Source organism: Lewinella sp. W8 (assembly GCF_004375085.3).
Classification (GTDB): domain Bacteria; phylum Bacteroidota; class Bacteroidia; order Chitinophagales; family Saprospiraceae; genus Neolewinella.
In genome coordinates, this window is sequence record NZ_SNAQ03000024.1 from 26156 (window position 1) to 45260 (window position 19105).

Sequence of the window (19105 nt, forward strand, 5' to 3'; positions counted from 1 at the left end):
CCCGGCCGAAGGTTCGCAGAAAACTGACCGAAGACATCATCTTCTTTTGGGCGGGTCCAAAATCTGCTCACGGAGTGACTCAGGAAGAGACGGCGCCCGTCTCTTCGACGACGTCCCCTACCCTGATGGTTCCTTCGCCTCCCTCCCAGCAGGCGTTCATCCCAAAGAGAATTTTGTGGCCTTCCTTTCGGTAGGCCGCCAGCTCGGCGAGTACCCGCGGATTGCGGTTGCCGGTCTCCGGTTCGTGGGTTACCATGATGCAGCGGGCGCAGGGTTTGGGAAGGCGAAACTGGTGGTTACCGACGCGTAACGCCCTCCAGTTGTCTTCCGCAAAAGGGACGCTTGTTTCCACGATGATGTTGGGCCGGAATCGCCGCTCATCGAGGGCTTCTTCGGTCTTTTCGCTCAGGTCGTCAAGGCTGGCGGTGGTGGTGATCAGATAGGGGTAGCCGTCAGCGAAGGATACTTCCTCCCCCGCTTTGGCGTAGCGCTCATCAACGGGACGATGTACTTCTGCGTTCATGTACACCAGCCGGGCACCCGGCAGCCCCAACTGACGGACGATGCTCGGAATTTCGGGGTGTTCCACGAGACGGGCCGGGAAGGTGTCGTCCCAGACCGTCACGGAAACATTGCCCTCACCCACCGGCCGGGCACCCGCGACCTCGCCCAAAACCTCACCACCGACGGTTTCGAAAATCAGGGTGTCCGCACCCGCGATCCGGGCCCGAAAGCGGGCCAGTCCCGGCAAACTGCGCTGACTGATGAAGCGGCCGCGCTCGTCGATGAGCATCCAGCGGCGGTCGTCCACGAAGCCACGCCCGGAGGGCTCCAGTTCGGAAACGGCGGCACCACCCAGGCTTTTCACCGGGTAGCGATAGAGGGTGCGAACACGCATAAATAACTGATTTTCTGAATGATGCCTAGGCCTTTACGGCCCCGGACAACTGCGGAAGTTCCACCTGAGGCCCCAGCAAATCCTCCATGGTTTCGCGTCGGCGAATCAGGTGGGCCTGACCGTCCATGACCAGTACCTCGGCGGGACGGAAGCGGGAATTGTAGTTACTGGCCATCATGAAGCTGTAGGCGCCGGCGTTGGACATCGCCAGGATATCGCCCTCCCGGACCTCCGACAACTTGCGGTTGATGCCGAAGGTATCCGTCTCGCAGATGTAGCCCACCACGGTGTAAATCCGTGGTTTGCCCGCCGGATTACTGATGTTCGTGATGTGGTGATAGGCGTCGTAGAACATGGGACGAATCAGGTGGTTCAGTCCGCTGTCTACCCCGGCAAATACCGTAGCCGGAGTAGTTTTCACCACGTTGGTGCGCACCAGGAACGTGCCGGCTTCACTGACGAGAAATTTGCCCGGTTCGAACATCAGTTCCAGCTCCCGGCCGTAGTCCGCGCAGAAGGCATTGAAGCGATCTCCGAGGCGACTGCCGAGGTCTTCAATGTTGGTGGAAATCCCCCCGTCTTTGTAGGGCACCTTGAAGCCGGACCCAAAATCGAGGTAATCCAGATCGGGAAAATCTTCGGCGGCCCGGAGCAGGATTTCCACGGCCTGCAGGAACACCTCGGCGTCGAGAATATCCGATCCGGTGTGCATGTGCAGACCTTCCACGGTGAGGCCGAGGGCCTCGACCACCTTCAGAATATGGGGAACCTGGTGGATGCTGATGCCGAATTTGGAGTCGATGTGCCCCACGCTGATCTTGCTGTTACCGCCCGCCATGATGTGCGGGTTGATGCGGATGCAGACCGGCACCGATGGGTGCAGCGCCCCGAATTGTTCGAGGATGGAGATGTTGTCGATGTTGATGCGCACGCCCTTCTCCACGGCTTCGTTCACCTCCTCCATGCTCACGCAATTGGGGGTGTAGAGGATGTCGTGCGGATCAAAACCGGCCCGGAGGCCCAGCTCTACTTCCTGGATGGACACCGTGTCCAGTCCACTTCCCCAGGAGCGAAACAGCCGCAGGACGTTGACGTTCGTCAGGGCCTTGCAGGCGTAGTTGATCCGCAGGCGTTTGACCTTACCGAAGGCCTTTTCCATCCGTTTGTACTGGCGCTTCATCGTCGCGGCGTCGTAAACGTATACGGGAGCACCGTAGTGCTCAACCATGGAGAGGGCATCAACGCCACCAATCTGGTAGCGTCCTTCGTTAAGGTTCATAATTTATTTATTGAGGATAAAGAAGTTGTTGTCGCATGATGCTGGTTTTACCCGGTGTCCATCGCATGAATCCGTGATTATCCGATGGGCCCGGCGGGCGGGTGCAAAGTAAATTGATAAGGAGCAAAGAAAGTTTAGGAGGTAGTGGGTAGTGGGTAGTAAGGTGGTGGATAAGAAGTTAGTCAGGCGTATTTATCCCTTACGTCCTTAGCGGTCGTCCGACAAATTCTTTATTGCTGACGAAGTCAATATAAAGTTTGTCTGACGAATTGCGGGACTTTCCGGTGATATCCAGTGGGTAGTATGTAGTGGATAGTGGGAGGATTTACTTTGATCGGTTCCATTCCAGCATTATCTGCCGCCCGTTTCGGGGGGTGGCGGTAGTCCGGTACGTCCAGGTGCCCACGGGCATTCCGCTCTTCAGCGATCCGCTCAGGCGGGTGAATTCGGGGAGGGCGGCAAATTGCCACGCCCACGCTCCTTCGGCGGGGGTTCCGTCTTCCGCAAAAAATTGCCAGTTACCCACCATTTTGCCCGTAGCATACTGTCCCTCCATGGCGAGTTGGCCGTTGGGATGGTAGAAGGTAGCGGGACCGTCTTCGAGATTATCCACGAAATTGAGCTTCTCCGCTAGTTGACCGTTTTCGTACCAGATGCGGTAGGTTCCCTGTAGCTGGTCGTCGATGATGGTCGCCGCGAAAAAGGGCTCTCCGTTAGCGTGAAACCATTTCCATTGCTCGTCCCGCTCCTCATTGTACCGCACCGTCATCCAGGGGGTGCCGTTGGCGTGGTAGATGTTTTCGGCGACCTTTTCTCCCGCCAGGAAGATTTTCTCCCAGCGCTGCTGGGTATTGGGGTAATTGGTCAGGAGGGTATCCTGGGCGTTGGCCGCGAAGCCGCAGAACAGGAGAATGAGGAGGAGGTGAAAAGGACGCATGGAGGGGAAAAGGATACGGGCTTGGATTGGCAGTTATAATCGTCTCCTGGTGAAAGTGTTCATGAAAGTTCTCTGTGAGGGGAAGGACACTCAGTGAAATGGATGAGGCGCGGCAGCAATACATTGCCAGCCTGAGGAACTTCTGGCTGGGGAATTATGAACTCCGCCGACTAACCCTGTATGATTTCGTCCGTGGGGTTCCGCTGATCATTGATACCCAGCGTCCCCGGGGCTAAATGTTCCGGATGTGGGGTGATATAAATTTCGGGCTTGATCTATGCATCAAGTAGTGTTCGGACGCCATTTTACTCGGCTACGCCTTCACAAAACAGGCTTCCGACCACGGTTCAACCCTGAACAGTCGATTCTTATCACGCTACGCCGCATGAATCAGGGTCAGGACTGCATTTTCTTGATCATGTTCAGTCCCACCCGTTTCGGGATAAAGGGAATGGCACCTTTGATCATTACTTTGAGTCCGGTCTCCGTAATGACCTCCAGCTTACCGGCTTCCATGGCCTCGTAGCCCCGTTCGGCCGTGTAGCGGGGTGACCTGGCGTTCTCGAACATATCCGTATCGTCCATGTCCGCTACTTCTCCGAATTCCGTTTTTACGGCTCCGGGGCACAGGGCCGTTACCGTCACACCGGAATTCTCCACTTCGGAGGCGACGGCCTGGCTGAAGGAATTGACGTAGGCCTTGGTGGCAAAGTAAACTGCCTGCAGGGGACCGGGCATGAAGCCCGCCGTACTGGAAGTATTCAGAATTTTACCCCTACCCCGCTGCACCATGCCGGGCAGGAAACGGTGAGTCAGTTCGGTCAGCGCCGTGACGTTGAGGTCGATCATGCCGTTGAGCATCCCCCAGTCCTGTTCGTGGAACAGCCCGCGACCACCAAAGCCAGCATTATTGAAGAGGTAATCCACGGTGATGTTGGCCCCTTCCAGTTCCTGAAAAATTTCTTTGGCTGCCGCAGGTGCCGTGAGGTCCTTCGCGATCACTTTTACGGTGACGCCGTGTTTACCCTCCAGTTCTTCCTTTAGTTCCTGCAGTTCTTCTTTCCGCCGAGCCACGATGACCAGATCACGCTTCCGTTCCGCGTGAATCCGGGCGAGTTCTTTGCCGATACCGGAACTGGCTCCGGTGATTAATCCTACGTATTGCATAAATGAATTTTTATTCACCCAACGTAACGGACGCCCGGCCCGTTCGTTTTTCGGCCATAAATGTTTGGAGGTGCCACGACCGGGATCATCCCCAGTACGGGCGATCCATCACCAACCCATTACTCCGTCCAGGGCTGAATGATTTCGCGGATGGTGGCCCAGCCCGTTGGGCTGTCCGGGTACCGAACGTAAGTCACCTGGGTACGCCCCCGGAATAAGAAGGATTCGCCACCTTCCTTTGGCGTTCCCCGTATTGCGAATTTGGTCTGCTCAATGGCCAGATCGCCCCGGATCAGTATGCTTTCCACGTCGTTCTCGACAAACTCAAGGGAAAAACTTTTCAGGGTACCCGCCAAGCCCTGCATCACTGCTTCTCGGCCAGATTTAACATCGGAGTAGCCCAGGGCTTTCTCCACTTCGGGGTGATGCAGGCTTCTTATCTTTTCCAAGTCTCCCGCCCGGAAAGCAGCGCGAATGGTTGCGCCGTGTTCCAGTATTTCCCGCTTGATGGCTATTTCATCCGGATGATGTCTGGCAGGCTTAAGCCGGACGAAGGTGCCCGAATAAAATAGCCCGGTGGGTTGATTATCGTGGTCGTACTGCACGGAACTAAGAACGTACTCGTCCAGGTTCCTCCAGGTATAGGAATACCTTCGGTAGGTTCCCTCTGCTTCATCCTCAAAGGTCACCTTCAGGAGGAGGTCCCCCATGTCGCTGATCATGCCGATTCCGGTGCCTACCCGATTGCTTCCGAAGCTGGAGGAATGGAAAACAGCCCCAGTCTTAGGACTGTAAGTCCAGAAAATGTGTCCGTTGGGTTCCGGGCCGTCGATAATGGACAATAAGGTATGGTCCGTATTTATTTCCCGGCTAATCGTATGGTGGCCCGGAATCTTGATGGTTTCGGTGCCGAAGCCCCAATTCTGGGTCCACTCGTCGTCCTTGAGTGTCCACTCACCAATGAATTTGACGAAGGGATTTAAGGAGTTGACGTAGTCTCCATCTTCCAGGGCCTCCTTGGAGGCCCTTCCGTTTAGCTCATAAGTGATGGACGTCTCCTGTGCATAGGTAAAAGTCGCAAATGCCGAAAGTTGAAGAAAGAGGAGGAGATAGCGCATCATTGGGAGTTGGAACGTCTTTTCAACGACCGGTTATGCCAATATGCTGTTTAGCATTCCCTAATCGCTATAAATGCTCCACCAACTGGATGTTATTCCCACACGTATCGTTGAAAACGGCGTACCTGACCGTCCCCATTTCCCTGGGGGGAATGCTAAATTCTACGCCCAGCTTTACCAGGCGGTCGTATTCCTGATCCAGGTCATCCACGTCGAACTGGGTCCACGGCATTCCGGCATCCATGAGGGCGTCCTGGAAGACTTTTGCGGGCTCAAAATGCAGGGGGGCGGGTTCTAACAAAATCTCGGGCCCCGACTGGGCATCCTTAGAGACCAGCGTCAGCCATCGGTTTCCACCCCCCAGCGGCATGTCTACCTTCTTTAGAAAACCTAGCTTTTTGGTGTAAAACTGGAGGGCCTTTTCCTGGTCCCGTACGGGTATGCTGATGATGGTGACTCTCATGAACTAGCGTTATTGTTTGATCACGGTAAGTTCATAAATCGAGGGAAGGATTGCTTCTTGAAAGTTGCTCTTTTTGATATTGACCGGGTGTCTTTCCGGTTTTCCGTTTGAACAGGCTACTGAAGGATCCCGGACTCTCGAAGCCCACCGCAAAGCAAGTATCCGTCACCGTTTTCCCCGCCAGCAGGTTTTCTTTGGCCTTTTCAATCCGCACGTCAATGAGAAATTGTCGCGGCGTCACCCCGTGATACCGCTTGAAAAGCCGGAGGAGATGGTATTTGGACACCAGGTGCACCTGCGCCAATTGGTCCAGATTGAGGGGTTCCCCGTAGTGCTCCCTCAGGTAATTTCTGGCGCGGATAATGGTGTCAATCTGGGCCTGGTTGGCGTAGATCGTCCCCCTGAGTTCTCTGAGTTTTTTCTCGTAGAAAGTCATGCTTGGGGGAGTTAAGGGAGATAAACCAATACACCGAGTATCAGTGAGCCAGCGAACTTACAGTTCATCTAATCCGTAGCGGATGAACATGACTGCGGAAGTATCATCCGGTCGGGCGTATAAATATAGGGAGTCTCGAATGACCTCGTATTTCACAAATTCATCTCGGCCAAAATTATGAATGACTTTACGTGAGCCATCATCCCTTTGGACCCTGAATTGGTATTGACACGGCAGGGGAATGCTGTGATGTGATTTTTTGAGTAATTGAAACTTCCCCTCCACCCCAGGAATCAGTATATCATCCTCGACTATGTAATCGCAATGGGAGAGATTATCGTTGGGGCAACCAATGAAAGCCACCAACAGGCCCAGCAGTAACAATAAGCCAAGGTTTTTCATCTGCGTATCTGCTTGGTATTAATGAATGCCTTTTAGCTTCAGTAACTTGATCACAATTCCCATCTGACCGAGGTGATAAAGGTCGTGGTGCAAAATACCGTTAAGGGCAAAGGATAAGGGAAAAGTACCCTTAAAATCCTGATCTTGGTAGGTTTCTTCCAGGAAGGCATCTTCTTTGCCCCGCAACGCTTTCAGTAGGTCGTGGTGACTTTTTTCATTTTCCTCCCGTAAGCGCTTCCACCCCAAATCCTTCAGAGCCTGATTGGTTGGCCAATCAGCAGCGTCCTCGGAGGTCAGCTCCCCGGTTCCGCGCTGTACTTTCAGCAGGGCATCTTTTTTCCAGGCCGTGAGGTGGGCCAGTAATTCCGCTACGCTGTGCAATTCAGGTAGTGGCCGGACAAAGGCTTCCTCCTCGGATATGGAATCAAGTTTTTGTTGAAAAGAATCCCCCATCCATAGCTTGCCGTCCTGGATTTCTTGCAGTTGTTCGAGTAGGTGATGGATCAGGGGATTGCTCTTCATGGTGATGATGTTCGGTTATCCAATCTACGAATACTACTTAGCCTACAAGTAAGCCTGTTTATCGTTTTACGACAGAAACTTTAACGGTACCACGCTGCTTCCCTACCCAAAGGCTCGGCACCTGCGTTCGCGCCGCATTTAATAGAAGATTACTTACTGGAATATGATTTGGAATGTTTCCCGTCGATTGATCACGCTTCCCTTGGAGTACATTTACAGTAGGGACCGGTAGACCTGTTCCACAATTTCCGCATCCTCGTTCGGATCCTCTTCCCCATAGAAATTACTCCATTCTTCTCCCATTCTGGTAATGTCGGTATGCCCGTCCATCCCCCAGAAAACCTGCTTACGGATGTGAGGACGGGGCAGGTTTTTCAGCAGGAAAGTAAACCTACCGTAGTCCTGCATGAAAACCTCCCCCGTGGTCGGGTTCAATAAGGTGGCGGTGTAACCAACAAACCATTTAGCTTCCGCGGGCACGTCCCGACCGTAGTAATCAAAGAGCTTGTCGTGTCCTTCCGTGTAACATTGAGTCATCCTTCTGATGCCCACGGTCGCCTGATCCTGCTTTTGAAATTTCCAAAAGCCAAGATTCTTGATGTTTGTCCTTACCAGGCTGGCGACCACGTTTTCATCCATGAGCATTTCATTGTTCTTTTGCTAAGGCATCCTGGTCCTCATCCAGCATTGTTTTTTCCCGGACAAACTGATCCAGACGGCTACGGTGGCCACCCATCGCTAACAATCCTTAGGGCAGAGGAAATCATGGACCAAGTTGCTACCCGGTTAGCTCGCCTCCGCTGTTCCGGCAAAATACTGCTTATGAAACTCAATCATCCCCCAGGTCAGGAAGGATATGGAAAGTAGTGCAATGACCGCACGGATGGCGTCCAGGGTTTTGAATCTGGCCAGCAAGGCCTCAATCTCTGCCATGGGCCGGGTAGCAATGTTGTCCGCCCCCAATTCGTAAAGAATTGGATAGATGATCGTTCCGGTGCCGAAGCCGATGAGAAAAAAGGTGAGGAAGTGGCCGAACAGGATGTTACGTGCCTTTTTGTACTTCCAGATCACGACGATGGTAATGATAAAAACCGGGATGTTGATCTTTCCGAAAAGCTGAAAGAAGGTTCCGGGATCTGCCTTGGCGTAGAAGTTGTTGGTGGTCACCAATGAATCCGGCAGGTTATGGTCCCAATTAGGGTATTGGGTGATGATGGTAAAGAGCATTCCACCAAAGAACAGGAAGGCAAGAATGCCATAAATCCAAACGAATGCGAGGGCTGATTTCTTCATAGTTCAGGTATTTAATCGTCTCTTCGGGACAGGCCCAAAACGCCTGTCCTTGTCCCAGAGAACAAAGGGTGTAACACCAAAACTATGCAGTGGGCAAAAGCCTAAAATTGTACGAATCGGACATTCTCAAGGAAAAATATGCCCCGCCTGCCGCTGTTTGGAGGCATTCCGGTACTGTTTGGGGGTAAGTCCCGTGTAAAACTTGAACTGACGGATGAAGTGAGATTGATCGTAATAGCCCGACTCCAGACCAATCTCCGTGAGCGACTTACCGGATTGGTGCAATCGGTCGAGTGCCTCCAAATATTTTTGGTATCCGAAAAAGGATTCGGTACTCATTCCAAACCATTCATTAGAAAATCTGCTCAACTGCCGCCTCGATAATCCTACCCTCGCACACTGTGCCCTCACGGTATTCGCCAACTGCGGATTCCGCGCCAACTTCATCAGGCATTGTGCCCGGGATAAAGCATAATTCTCTACTCCACAAGAAAGGCTACGCTGAAACCAATCAAGAATAAAGGCTACCTGATCGCTAAAGGAAGAGGCGACGTAAAGCTTTTCAGCCAACTCCAAAAGTTCCGGATATACCTCCGTAGCGGAGACCACACAATCATTGAAATCACGCACGGGTACGTTCAGCAGGCTCCTGAGACCAATGCTACTCAATTGAATCCCGATGAATTCGTGCCCGCCATGCTTAATCAGATGAAGTGGTTTAGTATTGATTCCGTTGATGAACACCGTTGGTAATTCAAGATCCTGATTAAAGGATGGATTGAGGTAACGTACCCGGGTGGAGTAATTAAAAATGATTTCGACGTTCCCCTTGGGAAGAATGGTTTCTTTTTCCTTCAACGGGGCATACTCGCGCACTCGCCAGATGCACTTGATGAGACCCGCGCCCGCTCCAGGAGGGGGTTGGTAAGCCTGATACTGGTTTTCCATCATTACCTTCGGTTCATCATAATACCGGTCACTTGAAGGTAGGCAATATGGTGGTTTTCAGCAATTTAATGGTAGAACTTAGCCTTCGCTACTGACCTGAATTACTGCGTATTGACGAAGGTATCTTCAAACGTTTTCACCCACTCCCCGTCAACCAGGCGTTCTCCATACTCCCGAAAGCCTCCTCCGGGCGTGCTGCCGAAGAAAAACCTGGTTTTGTCATCTCTCCAGACCACGAGCTGGCCGTCCCTGAATTCTGCGGGATATATTGCAGCTCCATCTTTGGAAAAACGGTGATAATTGAATCGCTGGTCCTTTTCGTCGTAGGTGACGATGGTATGGAGCTGTAAGAATTCCGTGTTCAACTCAATCACGAGAATATTTTTGTCCAGATCGTAGGCAATCTTCTCGTAGGCTGCGCCCGCCCTGGACACTACTCCATTGTCAAAAATCTTCGATGTGCCTACCCATTCTCCAACGAGGAAGCTCAGTTGTTCCATTTTTTCCTGCTGCACGCTTTGGGCGTGCAGCGTGCATTCCGGCAAGAATAGCAGTAGCATTAGAAAGCATTGCAGGACTATTAATTTTTTCACATCATGGTATTTTGGGTGCGATGAATTGACGGAAATGATTAAGAGGACATTACTACAAGAGTCCTCCCCCTTCGATCAGAAGATCAATCATAAAAATGACCAATAGGCTGAAAGCGGTTCCGACGAAAATGAGGAGCCGACACCAAAAAATATATCCTTTAGCCAGTTTTATGTTTCTGTTCTTCATGACAAGCAGGACGTAACCACCAAGGGAATAACACAGGTTTGCCGTAAAGCCAACGATGAACACGGTGACTAGATCTAATAAATTAATACCGAATCTCAGAACAACTGGCAGGAGAACAAATAGACCATAAGCACCCACAATTACATTATAGGCAATCCGCTTTCGCTCCCAGTATTCGAGAATTTGACTTAACCCCTCCTCCTCATTTTTAAAGGTGATGTTGTCGTCAAGAATCATTTACTTGCTGTTTAATTGGTCATAAACTTATCTTATTCTCTAATATCTTAGCTGATCAAAAAGATAAATACCGTCAACTTCATCGGTCTTCCTTAATCAGTTTTTTGGTTGCATCATACTGGTCTTCAACAAGCATTTTAAAGGATTTGTAGCGATGAGCCCCTGGATACCAATTAGCAAATATCCATGCCTCCCATTCTTCCCCAGATTTCACTTGGGGGTTCAAAAGGATTATCGAGCCTTCCACCCTTTCTGAAATCGCGATTGAAGACAATAAATGATCAACATTGAAGAAAACACTACGCTGATTATTAGAATAATCCTTTTGATCAGAAGGGCTAATGGTACGGTCCACCTCCTCCAGGTATAGATCGAAAAGATCAGAATCGATATTCTTTAGATAATCAATTCTTTCTATCGGTAGCAACCGACCAGCAAAATGAGAAATCTGCCTAAATCCATTCGTAACCCGCAGAAAATCAATGTACGATGGTGGGAGTCTTATACCTAGATCCTTTTCTCGTTTTTCAATTGCCCACGTTGGAGCTGGTGGAAACCCTAACCAGTTATTTTCAACTTCTGATTCGTCATAAACACGGAGATTTCTGTGAATCCCAAATTGTATCATTTTGCTAAGGTCAACCAGTAACTCTTCCCACTCCATTCTACTTCATCCTTGGTTTTCCTACAAGACTTCCAGTGTGAAAGCATGTCAACAATACAGTCCGTTCAATTTCTTCTAGAATCATTTTTTCGGTATCGGTAAGTCGCAATCAAAAATTTCCTTCCCCCAATAATTTTATAGAACTTCGTTACCCTTCCCGCATCGTCCAACTTGTATTCATAGGACTCATCATCGCTCCCCGGCCCACCCACGTACACGGGCTCGTCGGCTGATTCAGGTATCCGATCAATTTGCTTCCTTTTGATTCTGCCGTGGTCATAATAGCTGTACTGGGTAATTTTTCTTGCATTTTGGTTCACGTCAAATTCCTCTTTCTTGATCAACCGACCCTCACTGTAAGCTAGCGTATACACGGTTTCAAAAACATCAGTTACTCCGGTAGAGAGGCGGTAATAATGGGCCTCCTCCCGATACTGCAGCAGGGTGTCACCCTGATTTTTGACCAACTTGATGACCGTAGAATCATGGTCCGAAAGTTTGCGGTACTGAAATCGAATTCGATCACCCCGATATTGATACTCCCACCGGTTGGTATCGATTCTTGCCGGATCGTTGATGCTGTAGGTTTCAACGTCAAAGAGGACGTTATTATGATCGTCGTACCAAAGCACGTTTCTGGACAGTAACTATGGTTTTAACTCCTGGGTATTGTTCATGGTCCATCAATAGCTGGGCACCGATGGCCGTCGGGTTCACCAAAAGAAATATCCCGATGACCGCAAAAATCATCCACACCCGTAGTATAGTTTGCATAGGACTTTAATGCATTGAGCCAACAATTCGTAGCTGGGCTACGTGTCGGGCAGTTGATGCTTAACCTACGGAATATTGCATACCAAGGGCAGTTAAAATAAAGCTGCAAAGCCCCCTCTTACTTTGGACTTTAGAAACCTCACTCCCCTCCCCCACCAAACAACTTCTCGAACGCATCGTACACCGCCAGATGCAGGGCGTCTCCGTGGTTTTGTTCCTCAAAGTACCGGAAGAACAGGCGAGCCTCCTCCCCTCGTTCGAGGGACAACTTGAGAAACAGAGACTGGGCCAGCCGCTCCATCACCTCTCCCTCGTGGCCGACGGCCACGTAAACGGATTTGTCCTTCAGCGGCTTTTCCAACTCCCTTTCCAGTAGCCGCTCACCATCCCACCAGAGACTGGGACTAACGATGATGTAATGATCAAATAAATCGGGTCGGGAGAACAGTATTTCGGTCGCCAGCAATCCGCCCAGTGACTGCCCGATCAAGGTCCGGTTGTCCGTCGTCCGGTATTTTTCGTTGATCAGGCGCTGTAGTTCCTGATCCATAAATGTGATGAAGGCGGCTGACGCACCGGAAGAAGGGAATTCTTTTCGGTCAATCTCCTCGGAGGACGGATACGTAAAGTCCCGACGTCGGTCAACGTTTCCGATGCCGACGACAATGGACTCCTCGATGATGTTGATCCAGGAAAAGGAACAAAACTGCACGATACCACTCACGTGAATGAAGTCCTCTCCCCTCGAGCCATCCAACAGGTAAATTACTGGATACTTCCGTATAGAATCTTCCGCGTAACTGGCCGGCAGGTATACGTTGATGGTACGGTCTTCCTGGAGGACGGACGACCTGACCACAAGGGTCTCCCCAATGGAAAAGGGGGCCTGACTAATGACCTGCCCCTCTGCCGTAAGCGACAAAAGGACAAGACTAATAACGGCGATTACTGTCCGCATGGATTAACCCAAAAAAGACTTAAACGTCTTCCTCACCTCGGCCACCCCGGGCAGGTTATACCGGGCCGCGGTGCGGCCCGCACCCACCTTGATCGACACGCCCCAGTCCGGTAGCGCGTTGAAGATGTCCTCGTCGGTGGCGTCATCCCCGATGCCGAGCACGAACGACCATTCTCTCTTGCCCACCCAGTGGGAAGTCGCCTTGCCTTTGTTTACTCCGGAATTTTTGATCTCCACGACTTTGTTGCCCTCCAGCACCTGCAGGTCCTGGTTCTGGATCAGGTAGCTGAGCATATCCCGGAATTCCCGGACGCGCTTCGTTCCGAAATCTTTGTCAATGTTACGGTAGTGCCAGGCCAGGGAATAGTCCTTTTCTTCAATAAAGGAACCGGGCGTCCTTGCCACCAGGTTTTCCAGGAGTTCCCGGACTTTCGGCTTCCAGCCTCCAACCACGTTAGGGTTCAGGTGCCATTCCCCACCCTCTTTCATCCATACGCCGTGCTCAGCCGCCATTTCCACGTTCAGGTGACCCAGCCAATTCTCCAGCGTGGCCTTGTCCCGGCCGCTGTTGATAACTACGGTATTACGGGGGTCAGCGGCTAAGCCCTCCAGGATGGAGATAACCTCGTCGTCCGGGCTAACGGCCTGAGGGTCGACGTGAAAGTCCATCAGGGTACCGTCGTAATCAATGAAGAGTAAGCGTTTTTCCGCTTGTTGGTAGCTTTCCTGCACGGCGGTGAGGGGGTCACCGACCAAATGGGTGGTTGAAGCCATGTAGTTTCTGTCTTTCAGGTTTTGCTGCTCCTTGATGAAGGTCGCAGCCCAATATTTTACGTCGTATGTTTTCAGCTTTTCCTGCATGATCTCCATGCGGCGGCGCTGTTCGTCTTCTTCCATTTCCAGCGCCTCCAAAAGTGCGGCCTGGATGTCTTTGTTGGATTGAGGGTTGACCGTAATGGCACCGTCGTTCAGCTCATGCACAGCACCCGCCATTTCACTCAGGATCAGAACGCCCGTCTTACTTTCTTCCTTGGCGGCAATGTATTCTTTGGCCACCAGGTTCATTCCGTCGCGCAGGGGGGTGATCAGGGCAATGTCTGCCTCTTTATAGAGGGTCGTCAGGGCCGCAAAGTTCAGCGAGCGGTAGTAGTAATGGACCGGCATCCAGTCAAAGGTGCCGTACTCAGAGTTGATCTGACTGACCAGCACGTCCACCTCTTGTTTCAGGCTCTGGTACTGGTCCACGTTCGCCCGGCTGGGGACCACGATCATGATGAGATTGACCTTACCGATGTATTCTGGGTGCTTCTGAATAAACTGTCGGAAGGCCCGCACCCGGTTTGGAATCCCTTTGGTGTAATCCAGACGGTCGACACTGAGGATGATTTTCCGGCTGGCGTGCAGTCGGCGAATCTCTCCGCTGCTCTGGTCGCTCTGGGCGTCGACGTCGGGAAAGGCATATTTCTCGTAGTTGATGCCCATTGGAAACACGTCCACGTTGACCTCCCGCTCACCGATGTAGAGGCGACCGTACTTTTGTTCGTATCCGGCAATCCGGTAGGCCGCCGAAAGAAAGTGCCGCATGTACCCGAAGGTGTGAAAACCGATCTGGTCCGACCCCAGGATTCCGTTGAGGATTTCCTCCCTCCAGGGCAGGATACGGAACACTTCGTAACTCGGAAAGGGAATGTGCAGAAAAAATCCGATGCTGACCTTGGGGAATTTTTCACGAATCAGTGCCGGCAGGAGCATGAGCTGATAGTCGTGCACCCAGACCATGTCGTCGTCGCGGATATGCTTTTCCGTTTCCTGGAAAAATTTGTAATTCACCTCCTGGTAAGCCTCCCACATCTCGTCGTTATAGTTCGTGTACTCCGTGAAGTAGTGGAAGTGGGGCCAGATGGACTTATTACTGAAGCCTTCATAATACAGGTCAATTTCCCGCTCGGTGAGGAAGACAGGTGCCAGGCTCCGTTTGGCCAGGTCCGTGCGGATTTCCTCCCGCTCCGATGCGTCCTCAACGTCCACCCCGGGCCAGCCAATCCAGATTTTGTTGTAGCTGTCGTCCAGGGAGTTCAGGCCGGTGGCCAGGCCACCGGCGCTGGGGTGATAGTGTAGTTCTCCGGCCTCCCGATTGATGGTAATGGGCAGGCGATTGGAAATGATGATGAGTCGAGACATTTATCGTTGGGTGATGGCAGTGATGAAAACCTTTAACCGGAAACCGGGCGGCGCTTAAGTTAGGCGAAGCAATATGCCGAATATGCATGGGATAACAAAAAACGACCGGCTCCATCTTGGGAACCGGTCGTTTTTGTTGAAGTTCGTTGCAGCATTATTCCTGCACGGGCTTCTTCTTGCGTGGCGTCTTGAAGAATTCCTTCAACTGACGTTCGGTCATGAACCCATAGTCCACCCAGGTAGACACGGTGGTCTTCTTGATGTCGCGGTAATCCTTACCCCGCTTGTTGGTGTGCACCTTGATCAGGCGCTTGGTGTACTTCACGGCCAGGGCCCGGAGCTGCTGATTAAAGCTTTCGTTGACGAAAATCTTCATGTAGGCCGGGAACTGTTTCCCGGTAATGGAGTACCACTCCGCATATTCTTTGTCACTCTCTCCCAGCCCGTTGGCCAGCTGTTGGAAGTAACCGTAAATCGTCTGCCGGAGGTTCTCGTTGAAGTCACTCAGTCCGGGGTGACGCATCACCTCTTCCTGTACGGCCTCCTGCACCTCAGGATTTACGTAGCCGTCATTGTGGATTTTATCCGTGAGGTTAAAGTAGGCCGTCAGCTCATCCTCGATGGAACGGTCCACAATGGTGCCCAGAGCCAATTCCTGCTGGGGTCCGAAGGGTACGTCAGCGCGGTTCTTCAGGCCTAGGATAAGGCGCAGGATGCGTCCGGCGGCCATGTCGGCGTCGTCCTTCCGCTCCCGGTTCAGGGCCTCGATCACCTCAGCTTTGGCTTCCTCGGTCAGTTCAAAGTACGCTCCGTAAACGGCAATGAAGGGCAGGAGCTCCCGTTTGCCGGCAAAGTCGGGGTTCGTCACCACGGCGTGCACCGTCGGCGCGATCGCATCATTGTTCAGCTCTCCACTCACGCGGTAGAGGAGAAACTCCAGTGCCGCATTGTTAATGGACGTCAGTTCGGCCAGGTTCGTGGGGAAGGGCGCGTAGTGGTAGTTCTTATCGCGGAACTGCCGCAGGTAGCGGCGACGTAGACGACGGCGGCCTTCCATGGTACGGGCATCCGAAGACCGCTGGGATTGCAAAAATTGCCGTACCCGCTTGCTCGCTACGCCTTCCACCAGTCCGGTGACGTAAATATCGCTGCTCAACGCAAAACCGCACTGAACGCTCATACCAATACGGCTACTCAACTGGTCAAAGTTGCTGTTGGCGGCAATGGCCTTGAGGATGGTACCGAAGTGGTCGTTCTGGCGTACGTAGTAAAAATGCTCGTCCACCTCGCCCCGCAGTACGGAGTAACCAAGAATACGGGGAAGGAAGAGCCCCTCAAAACGTTCGTCCAGGAGGTAACGCTCAAAGCTCTCAATTTCGAGCGGACTGAAGTCGATCAGCTGCTGATGGGCCGCCTCAATCTGGGGCTCAAATTCGTTCTTAAGGGCTTCGTAAAACTCATCCTCTTCCTCCTCCAGAAACTGGGCCAGACTGGGGCTGGCCTGAATCGCCTCCGCGATGGCGTCAAGGTGCTGCTTGTAGGTTTCGTTTAATTCGTACATGCTGTCGGGTTTACCGAAATGCGGCCGGATCGACGAGCTGAAAATCAGCCAGCGGGCCAGTAATTAAAAAGAAACCTGGTAATGCATTTTTCAGCATTACCAGGTTTGTCCACTCCCGTGAGTGTGCCACAAATGTACGCTTTTATCCGCTATTTTGTTGCGCAGGCAAATAATTTTCTGACGGAGCGGATCATTTGTGGTGGCTGCCGCGGGTGCCGGGTACGTTCCGTAGGCAGCAGAGGACCGGGAATCATTCGGGTGGGCATCATTCCCAGGATGATGGCCAACTATCCATTACCTGCTTTCCTCGAAGTTTTCCGGATTAAGCGGAAGGAACGTAAATATGTAGAAGTACGACATCGACGGGTTGACGCTACGGCGGAGCACCCGCGGTATATTTCTTTGCACCTGCGCTACGTCGCATTCTCTTTGAATCGGTGATCCCGACGAGCCTTAGGGAACTCGGGACCGTCGCCCTCAACCTTCAACATGTTTCGTCGGACGGATGCCATCGCCATCGGTGACACCTCCGTCCGACGAATGACCGACCACCTTTCCTCCCAGGACGGTAACCCCTTGCCGTTGATCCCGCCGAGACCTCGGATCAGCTCGCCTTGCTCGACAGTTCCAAGGACCGGCTTCCTCTTCCTTCTCCTCAGCCTTAGCCTCCGCATTAGCGACCGGCTTGCGGAGCAAACCTCTTCCGGGTACTGCTCTTCAGCCATCGCCTTTTCCCCACTACCAGCTACCTACCACCTACTACCTACTACCTACTACCTGCTGCCTCCTACCTCCTCTACTTCTCCTTCATCGTCTTTCCGTCCAGATTGGTCGACAAAGTGGGCAAAATCATCATCCCCATTCCTCACAAATGGGTTATATTACCGAAAATATTGAACGAATTATGGATATCTTTTTGATCGCGGCCATTGTCATTGGCCTATTGATTTTCACGGGCAGCTTCTTTACGGTCCGTCAGCAAAGTGCGGCGGTCCTGGAACGACTCGGACGCTTCAGCAGCATTCGCGGACCGGGCTTCCACGTCAAGGTGCCCTTTATTGACCGCGTCGCTGGCAAGGTCAGCCTGAAGGTCCAGCAGCTCGACGTAAACGTGGAGACCAAAACGAAGGACAACGTTTTCGTAAAACTCAAGGTTGGCGTTCAGTTCGCCGTGGGGCCCGACAGCGTCTACGATGCCTTCTACAAGCTCGACAACCCCTACGAGCAAATCAATTCCTACATCTTTGACGTGGTGCGCGCCGAGGTTCCCAAGATGAAGCTGGACGACGTTTTTGAGCGGAAGGACGACATCGCCAACGCCATTAAGGCCGAACTGCAGGACGCCATGGCCAGCTACGGTTACAACATCGTCAAGGCCCTGGTGACCGACATCGATCCCGACGCCACGGTGAAGAGCGCCATGAACCGGATCAATGCCGCCGAGCGGGAGAAACTGGCCGCCGAATACGAAGCCGAAGCCGACCGTATCCGCATCGTGGCCAAGGCAAAGGCCGAAGCCGAATCGAAGCGCCTTCAGGGTCAGGGTATTGCCGATCAGCGGCGGGAAATCGCCAAGGGTCTGGAGGAATCCGTAGACATCCTGAACTCCGTGGGCATCAACAGCCAGGAGGCCTCTGCCCTCATCGTGGTCACCCAGCACTACGATACGCTGCAGAGCATGGGTGAAAACGCCAACTCTAACCTCATTATGCTGCCCAATGCTCCGAGTGCCGGGGCGGACATGCTCTCCAACATGACGGCCAGCTTTGTCGCCAGCCAGCAAATGGGTGAGGAAATGAAGGCGGCCAGCGCCAAGCAGAAATCGGCCAAGGCCAAGGAGAAAATTGAACTTAAGCGATAAGCTATCGCGTTAAGTCTTTATCGCCCGGAAAGCCTCCTTTCCGGGCGATTTTTATTTTGGGCCCATGTATCAAACTCCCCGGCGCATCCTGATTACCGGACCGGAGTCTTCCGGTAAGTCCACCCTGGCGCGTACCCTCGCCTGGGCCACCGACGGACGCTACGTGGAAGAAGTCGCCCGGAAGTACCTTAACCAGCGCAACGGGCAGTACGCAGAAGCCGACCTGCTGGACATCTGGCGGGCACAGATGGCGGCCCAGGCGGCCGCCGAAGCGGAGGGCCCCAACTATCTTTTTTTCGATACCGGTCCGGAAGTCCTCGAAATCTGGGCCAAGGTCAAATTTGGCCGTTGTGATCCGCGCATCGTCCGGAGCCGGCAACGGCAATCCTACGACCTCGTACTTCTCTGTAGCCCGGACCTTCCCTGGGAACCCGACCCCCTGCGCGAGGCGCCGGATACCGAAACCAGGTGGGACTTATTCGAGGCCTACCAAAAAATTATTGGTTCCCACCGGGTCATTGCCGGAGCGCAGCGGGTGGCGCAGGCCTTAGCGGCAGTACGGGCCATGGAGGATTAACCTACCATCAGCCCCGGCAGAGCATGTGGACGCTGTTTCGCACCGTCCG

21 protein-coding genes are annotated in these 19105 nt (G+C 52.6%); 3 read left to right on the top strand and 18 right to left on the bottom strand.

All coding sequences use genetic code 11. The features are described from left to right. Positions 1-79 precede the first annotated feature (79 nt). The 3 genes from E1J53_RS21270 to E1J53_RS21280 all read right to left on the bottom strand — a co-directional run bounded on the left by E1J53_RS21270 (position 80) and on the right by E1J53_RS21280 (position 3114). A complete protein-coding gene (locus tag E1J53_RS21270; RefSeq protein WP_134272239.1) occupies positions 80-898 on the bottom strand; it encodes an MOSC domain-containing protein in 819 nt (272 codons plus the stop codon). Between the two features lie 25 nt (positions 899-923). Then, positions 924-2177: a diaminopimelate decarboxylase gene (lysA, locus tag E1J53_RS21275; protein ID WP_134272238.1), complete on the bottom strand. Its 1254-nt coding sequence runs from the start codon at positions 2175-2177 to the stop codon at positions 924-926. 325 nt (positions 2178-2502) lie between these two features. Continuing rightward, a complete protein-coding gene (locus E1J53_RS21280) occupies positions 2503-3114 on the bottom strand; it encodes a toxin-antitoxin system YwqK family antitoxin (protein ID WP_134272237.1) in 612 nt (203 codons plus the stop codon). 74 nt (positions 3115-3188) lie between these two features. On the opposite strand from E1J53_RS21280, the gene E1J53_RS21285 reads away from it, so the two are divergent. After that, on the top strand, positions 3189-3350 hold the full coding sequence (locus tag E1J53_RS21285; protein WP_154640267.1) for a hypothetical protein: 162 nt from the start codon (positions 3189-3191) through the stop codon (positions 3348-3350). Between the two features lie 160 nt (positions 3351-3510). On the opposite strand, the gene E1J53_RS21290 is transcribed toward E1J53_RS21285, so the two are convergent. The 15 genes from E1J53_RS21290 to E1J53_RS21360 form a co-directional block, all read right to left on the bottom strand. Next, positions 3511-4281 (bottom strand): SDR family oxidoreductase, encoded by a 771-nt coding sequence (locus E1J53_RS21290; protein WP_134272236.1) that lies wholly within the window; start codon positions 4279-4281, stop codon positions 3511-3513. Between the two features lie 119 nt (positions 4282-4400). Further along, positions 4401-5402, bottom strand: a complete 1002-nt coding sequence (locus E1J53_RS21295; protein ID WP_134272235.1) for a DUF4440 domain-containing protein — start codon at positions 5400-5402, stop codon at positions 4401-4403. A 64-nt stretch (positions 5403-5466) separates the two neighbouring features. Continuing rightward, positions 5467-5862 (bottom strand): VOC family protein, encoded by a 396-nt coding sequence (locus E1J53_RS21300; RefSeq protein ID WP_134272234.1) that lies wholly within the window; start codon positions 5860-5862, stop codon positions 5467-5469. A gap of 31 nt (positions 5863-5893) precedes the next feature. Beyond that, positions 5894-6298: an AraC family transcriptional regulator gene (locus tag E1J53_RS21305; RefSeq protein WP_134272233.1), complete on the bottom strand. Its 405-nt coding sequence runs from the start codon at positions 6296-6298 to the stop codon at positions 5894-5896. A 420-nt stretch (positions 6299-6718) separates the two neighbouring features. Continuing rightward, positions 6719-7222, bottom strand: coding sequence for a DinB family protein (locus E1J53_RS21310; protein WP_134272231.1), 504 nt, complete (start codon positions 7220-7222; stop codon positions 6719-6721). A gap of 213 nt (positions 7223-7435) precedes the next feature. Beyond that, entirely contained in the window at positions 7436-7867 is a 432-nt protein-coding gene (locus E1J53_RS21315; RefSeq protein WP_134272230.1) for a hypothetical protein, read from the bottom strand. Positions 7868-8008: 141 nt separating this feature from the next. After that, complete coding sequence (locus E1J53_RS21320; RefSeq protein ID WP_134272229.1) at positions 8009-8515, bottom strand: hypothetical protein; 507 nt, start codon at positions 8513-8515, stop codon at positions 8009-8011. 126 nt (positions 8516-8641) lie between these two features. Beyond that, a complete protein-coding gene (locus E1J53_RS21325) occupies positions 8642-9466 on the bottom strand; it encodes an AraC family transcriptional regulator (protein WP_134272228.1) in 825 nt (274 codons plus the stop codon). Between the two features lie 98 nt (positions 9467-9564). Beyond that, positions 9565-10023, bottom strand: a complete 459-nt coding sequence (locus E1J53_RS21330; protein ID WP_134272227.1) for a hypothetical protein — start codon at positions 10021-10023, stop codon at positions 9565-9567. Positions 10024-10108: 85 nt separating this feature from the next. Then, positions 10109-10480: a hypothetical protein gene (locus tag E1J53_RS21335; protein WP_134272226.1), complete on the bottom strand. Its 372-nt coding sequence runs from the start codon at positions 10478-10480 to the stop codon at positions 10109-10111. Between the two features lie 79 nt (positions 10481-10559). Next, positions 10560-11144 (bottom strand): SMI1/KNR4 family protein, encoded by a 585-nt coding sequence (locus E1J53_RS21340; RefSeq protein ID WP_134272225.1) that lies wholly within the window; start codon positions 11142-11144, stop codon positions 10560-10562. Between the two features lie 65 nt (positions 11145-11209). Then, positions 11210-11776, bottom strand: coding sequence for a hypothetical protein (locus E1J53_RS21345; protein WP_134272224.1), 567 nt, complete (start codon positions 11774-11776; stop codon positions 11210-11212). 281 nt (positions 11777-12057) lie between these two features. Then, positions 12058-12876, bottom strand: a complete 819-nt coding sequence (locus tag E1J53_RS21350; protein WP_134272223.1) for an alpha/beta hydrolase — start codon at positions 12874-12876, stop codon at positions 12058-12060. Between the two features lie 3 nt (positions 12877-12879). Then, entirely contained in the window at positions 12880-15057 is a 2178-nt protein-coding gene (locus E1J53_RS21355) for a bifunctional alpha,alpha-trehalose-phosphate synthase (UDP-forming)/trehalose-phosphatase (protein WP_134272222.1), read from the bottom strand. A gap of 154 nt (positions 15058-15211) precedes the next feature. Continuing rightward, positions 15212-16618 carry a hypothetical protein gene (locus tag E1J53_RS21360; RefSeq protein ID WP_134272221.1) on the bottom strand — a complete coding sequence of 469 codons (1407 nt, stop codon included), beginning with the start codon at positions 16616-16618 and terminating at the stop codon, positions 15212-15214. 904 nt (positions 16619-17522) lie between these two features. On the opposite strand from E1J53_RS21360, the gene E1J53_RS21365 reads away from it, so the two are divergent. Both E1J53_RS21365 and E1J53_RS21370 read left to right on the top strand, forming a co-directional pair. Next, positions 17523-18479, top strand: a complete 957-nt coding sequence (locus E1J53_RS21365) for an SPFH domain-containing protein (protein WP_134272220.1) — start codon at positions 17523-17525, stop codon at positions 18477-18479. A gap of 64 nt (positions 18480-18543) precedes the next feature. Further along, positions 18544-19056, top strand: coding sequence for an AAA family ATPase (locus E1J53_RS21370; RefSeq protein WP_134272219.1), 513 nt, complete (start codon positions 18544-18546; stop codon positions 19054-19056). Positions 19057-19105 lie beyond the last annotated feature (49 nt).

Bases quoted from the DNA above. Each gene is read 5' to 3' on its own strand.
- E1J53_RS21270 (WP_134272239.1), bottom strand. From the start codon at position 898: ATGCGTGTTCGCACCCTCTATCGCTACCCGGTGAAAAGCCTGGGTGGT.
- lysA (WP_134272238.1), bottom strand. From the start codon at position 2,177: ATGAACCTTAACGAAGGACGCTACCAGATTGGTGGCGTTGATGCCCTC.
- E1J53_RS21280 (WP_134272237.1), bottom strand. From the start codon at position 3,114: ATGCGTCCTTTTCACCTCCTCCTCATTCTCCTGTTCTGCGGCTTCGCG.
- E1J53_RS21290 (WP_134272236.1), bottom strand. From the start codon at position 4,281: ATGCAATACGTAGGATTAATCACCGGAGCCAGTTCCGGTATCGGCAAA.
- E1J53_RS21295 (WP_134272235.1), bottom strand. From the start codon at position 5,402: ATGATGCGCTATCTCCTCCTCTTTCTTCAACTTTCGGCATTTGCGACT.
- E1J53_RS21300 (WP_134272234.1), bottom strand. From the start codon at position 5,862: ATGAGAGTCACCATCATCAGCATACCCGTACGGGACCAGGAAAAGGCC.
- E1J53_RS21305 (WP_134272233.1), bottom strand. From the start codon at position 6,298: ATGACTTTCTACGAGAAAAAACTCAGAGAACTCAGGGGGACGATCTAC.
- E1J53_RS21310 (WP_134272231.1), bottom strand. From the start codon at position 7,222: ATGAAGAGCAATCCCCTGATCCATCACCTACTCGAACAACTGCAAGAA.
- E1J53_RS21315 (WP_134272230.1), bottom strand. From the start codon at position 7,867: ATGCTCATGGATGAAAACGTGGTCGCCAGCCTGGTAAGGACAAACATC.
- E1J53_RS21320 (WP_134272229.1), bottom strand. From the start codon at position 8,515: ATGAAGAAATCAGCCCTCGCATTCGTTTGGATTTATGGCATTCTTGCC.
- E1J53_RS21325 (WP_134272228.1), bottom strand. From the start codon at position 9,466: ATGATGGAAAACCAGTATCAGGCTTACCAACCCCCTCCTGGAGCGGGC.
- E1J53_RS21330 (WP_134272227.1), bottom strand. From the start codon at position 10,023: ATGCTACTGCTATTCTTGCCGGAATGCACGCTGCACGCCCAAAGCGTG.
- E1J53_RS21335 (WP_134272226.1), bottom strand. From the start codon at position 10,480: ATGATTCTTGACGACAACATCACCTTTAAAAATGAGGAGGAGGGGTTA.
- E1J53_RS21340 (WP_134272225.1), bottom strand. From the start codon at position 11,144: ATGGAGTGGGAAGAGTTACTGGTTGACCTTAGCAAAATGATACAATTT.
- E1J53_RS21350 (WP_134272223.1), bottom strand. From the start codon at position 12,876: ATGCGGACAGTAATCGCCGTTATTAGTCTTGTCCTTTTGTCGCTTACG.
- E1J53_RS21355 (WP_134272222.1), bottom strand. From the start codon at position 15,057: ATGTCTCGACTCATCATCATTTCCAATCGCCTGCCCATTACCATCAAT.
- E1J53_RS21360 (WP_134272221.1), bottom strand. From the start codon at position 16,618: ATGTACGAATTAAACGAAACCTACAAGCAGCACCTTGACGCCATCGCG.
- E1J53_RS21365 (WP_134272220.1), top strand. From the start codon at position 17,523: ATGGATATCTTTTTGATCGCGGCCATTGTCATTGGCCTATTGATTTTC.
- E1J53_RS21370 (WP_134272219.1), top strand. From the start codon at position 18,544: ATGTATCAAACTCCCCGGCGCATCCTGATTACCGGACCGGAGTCTTCC.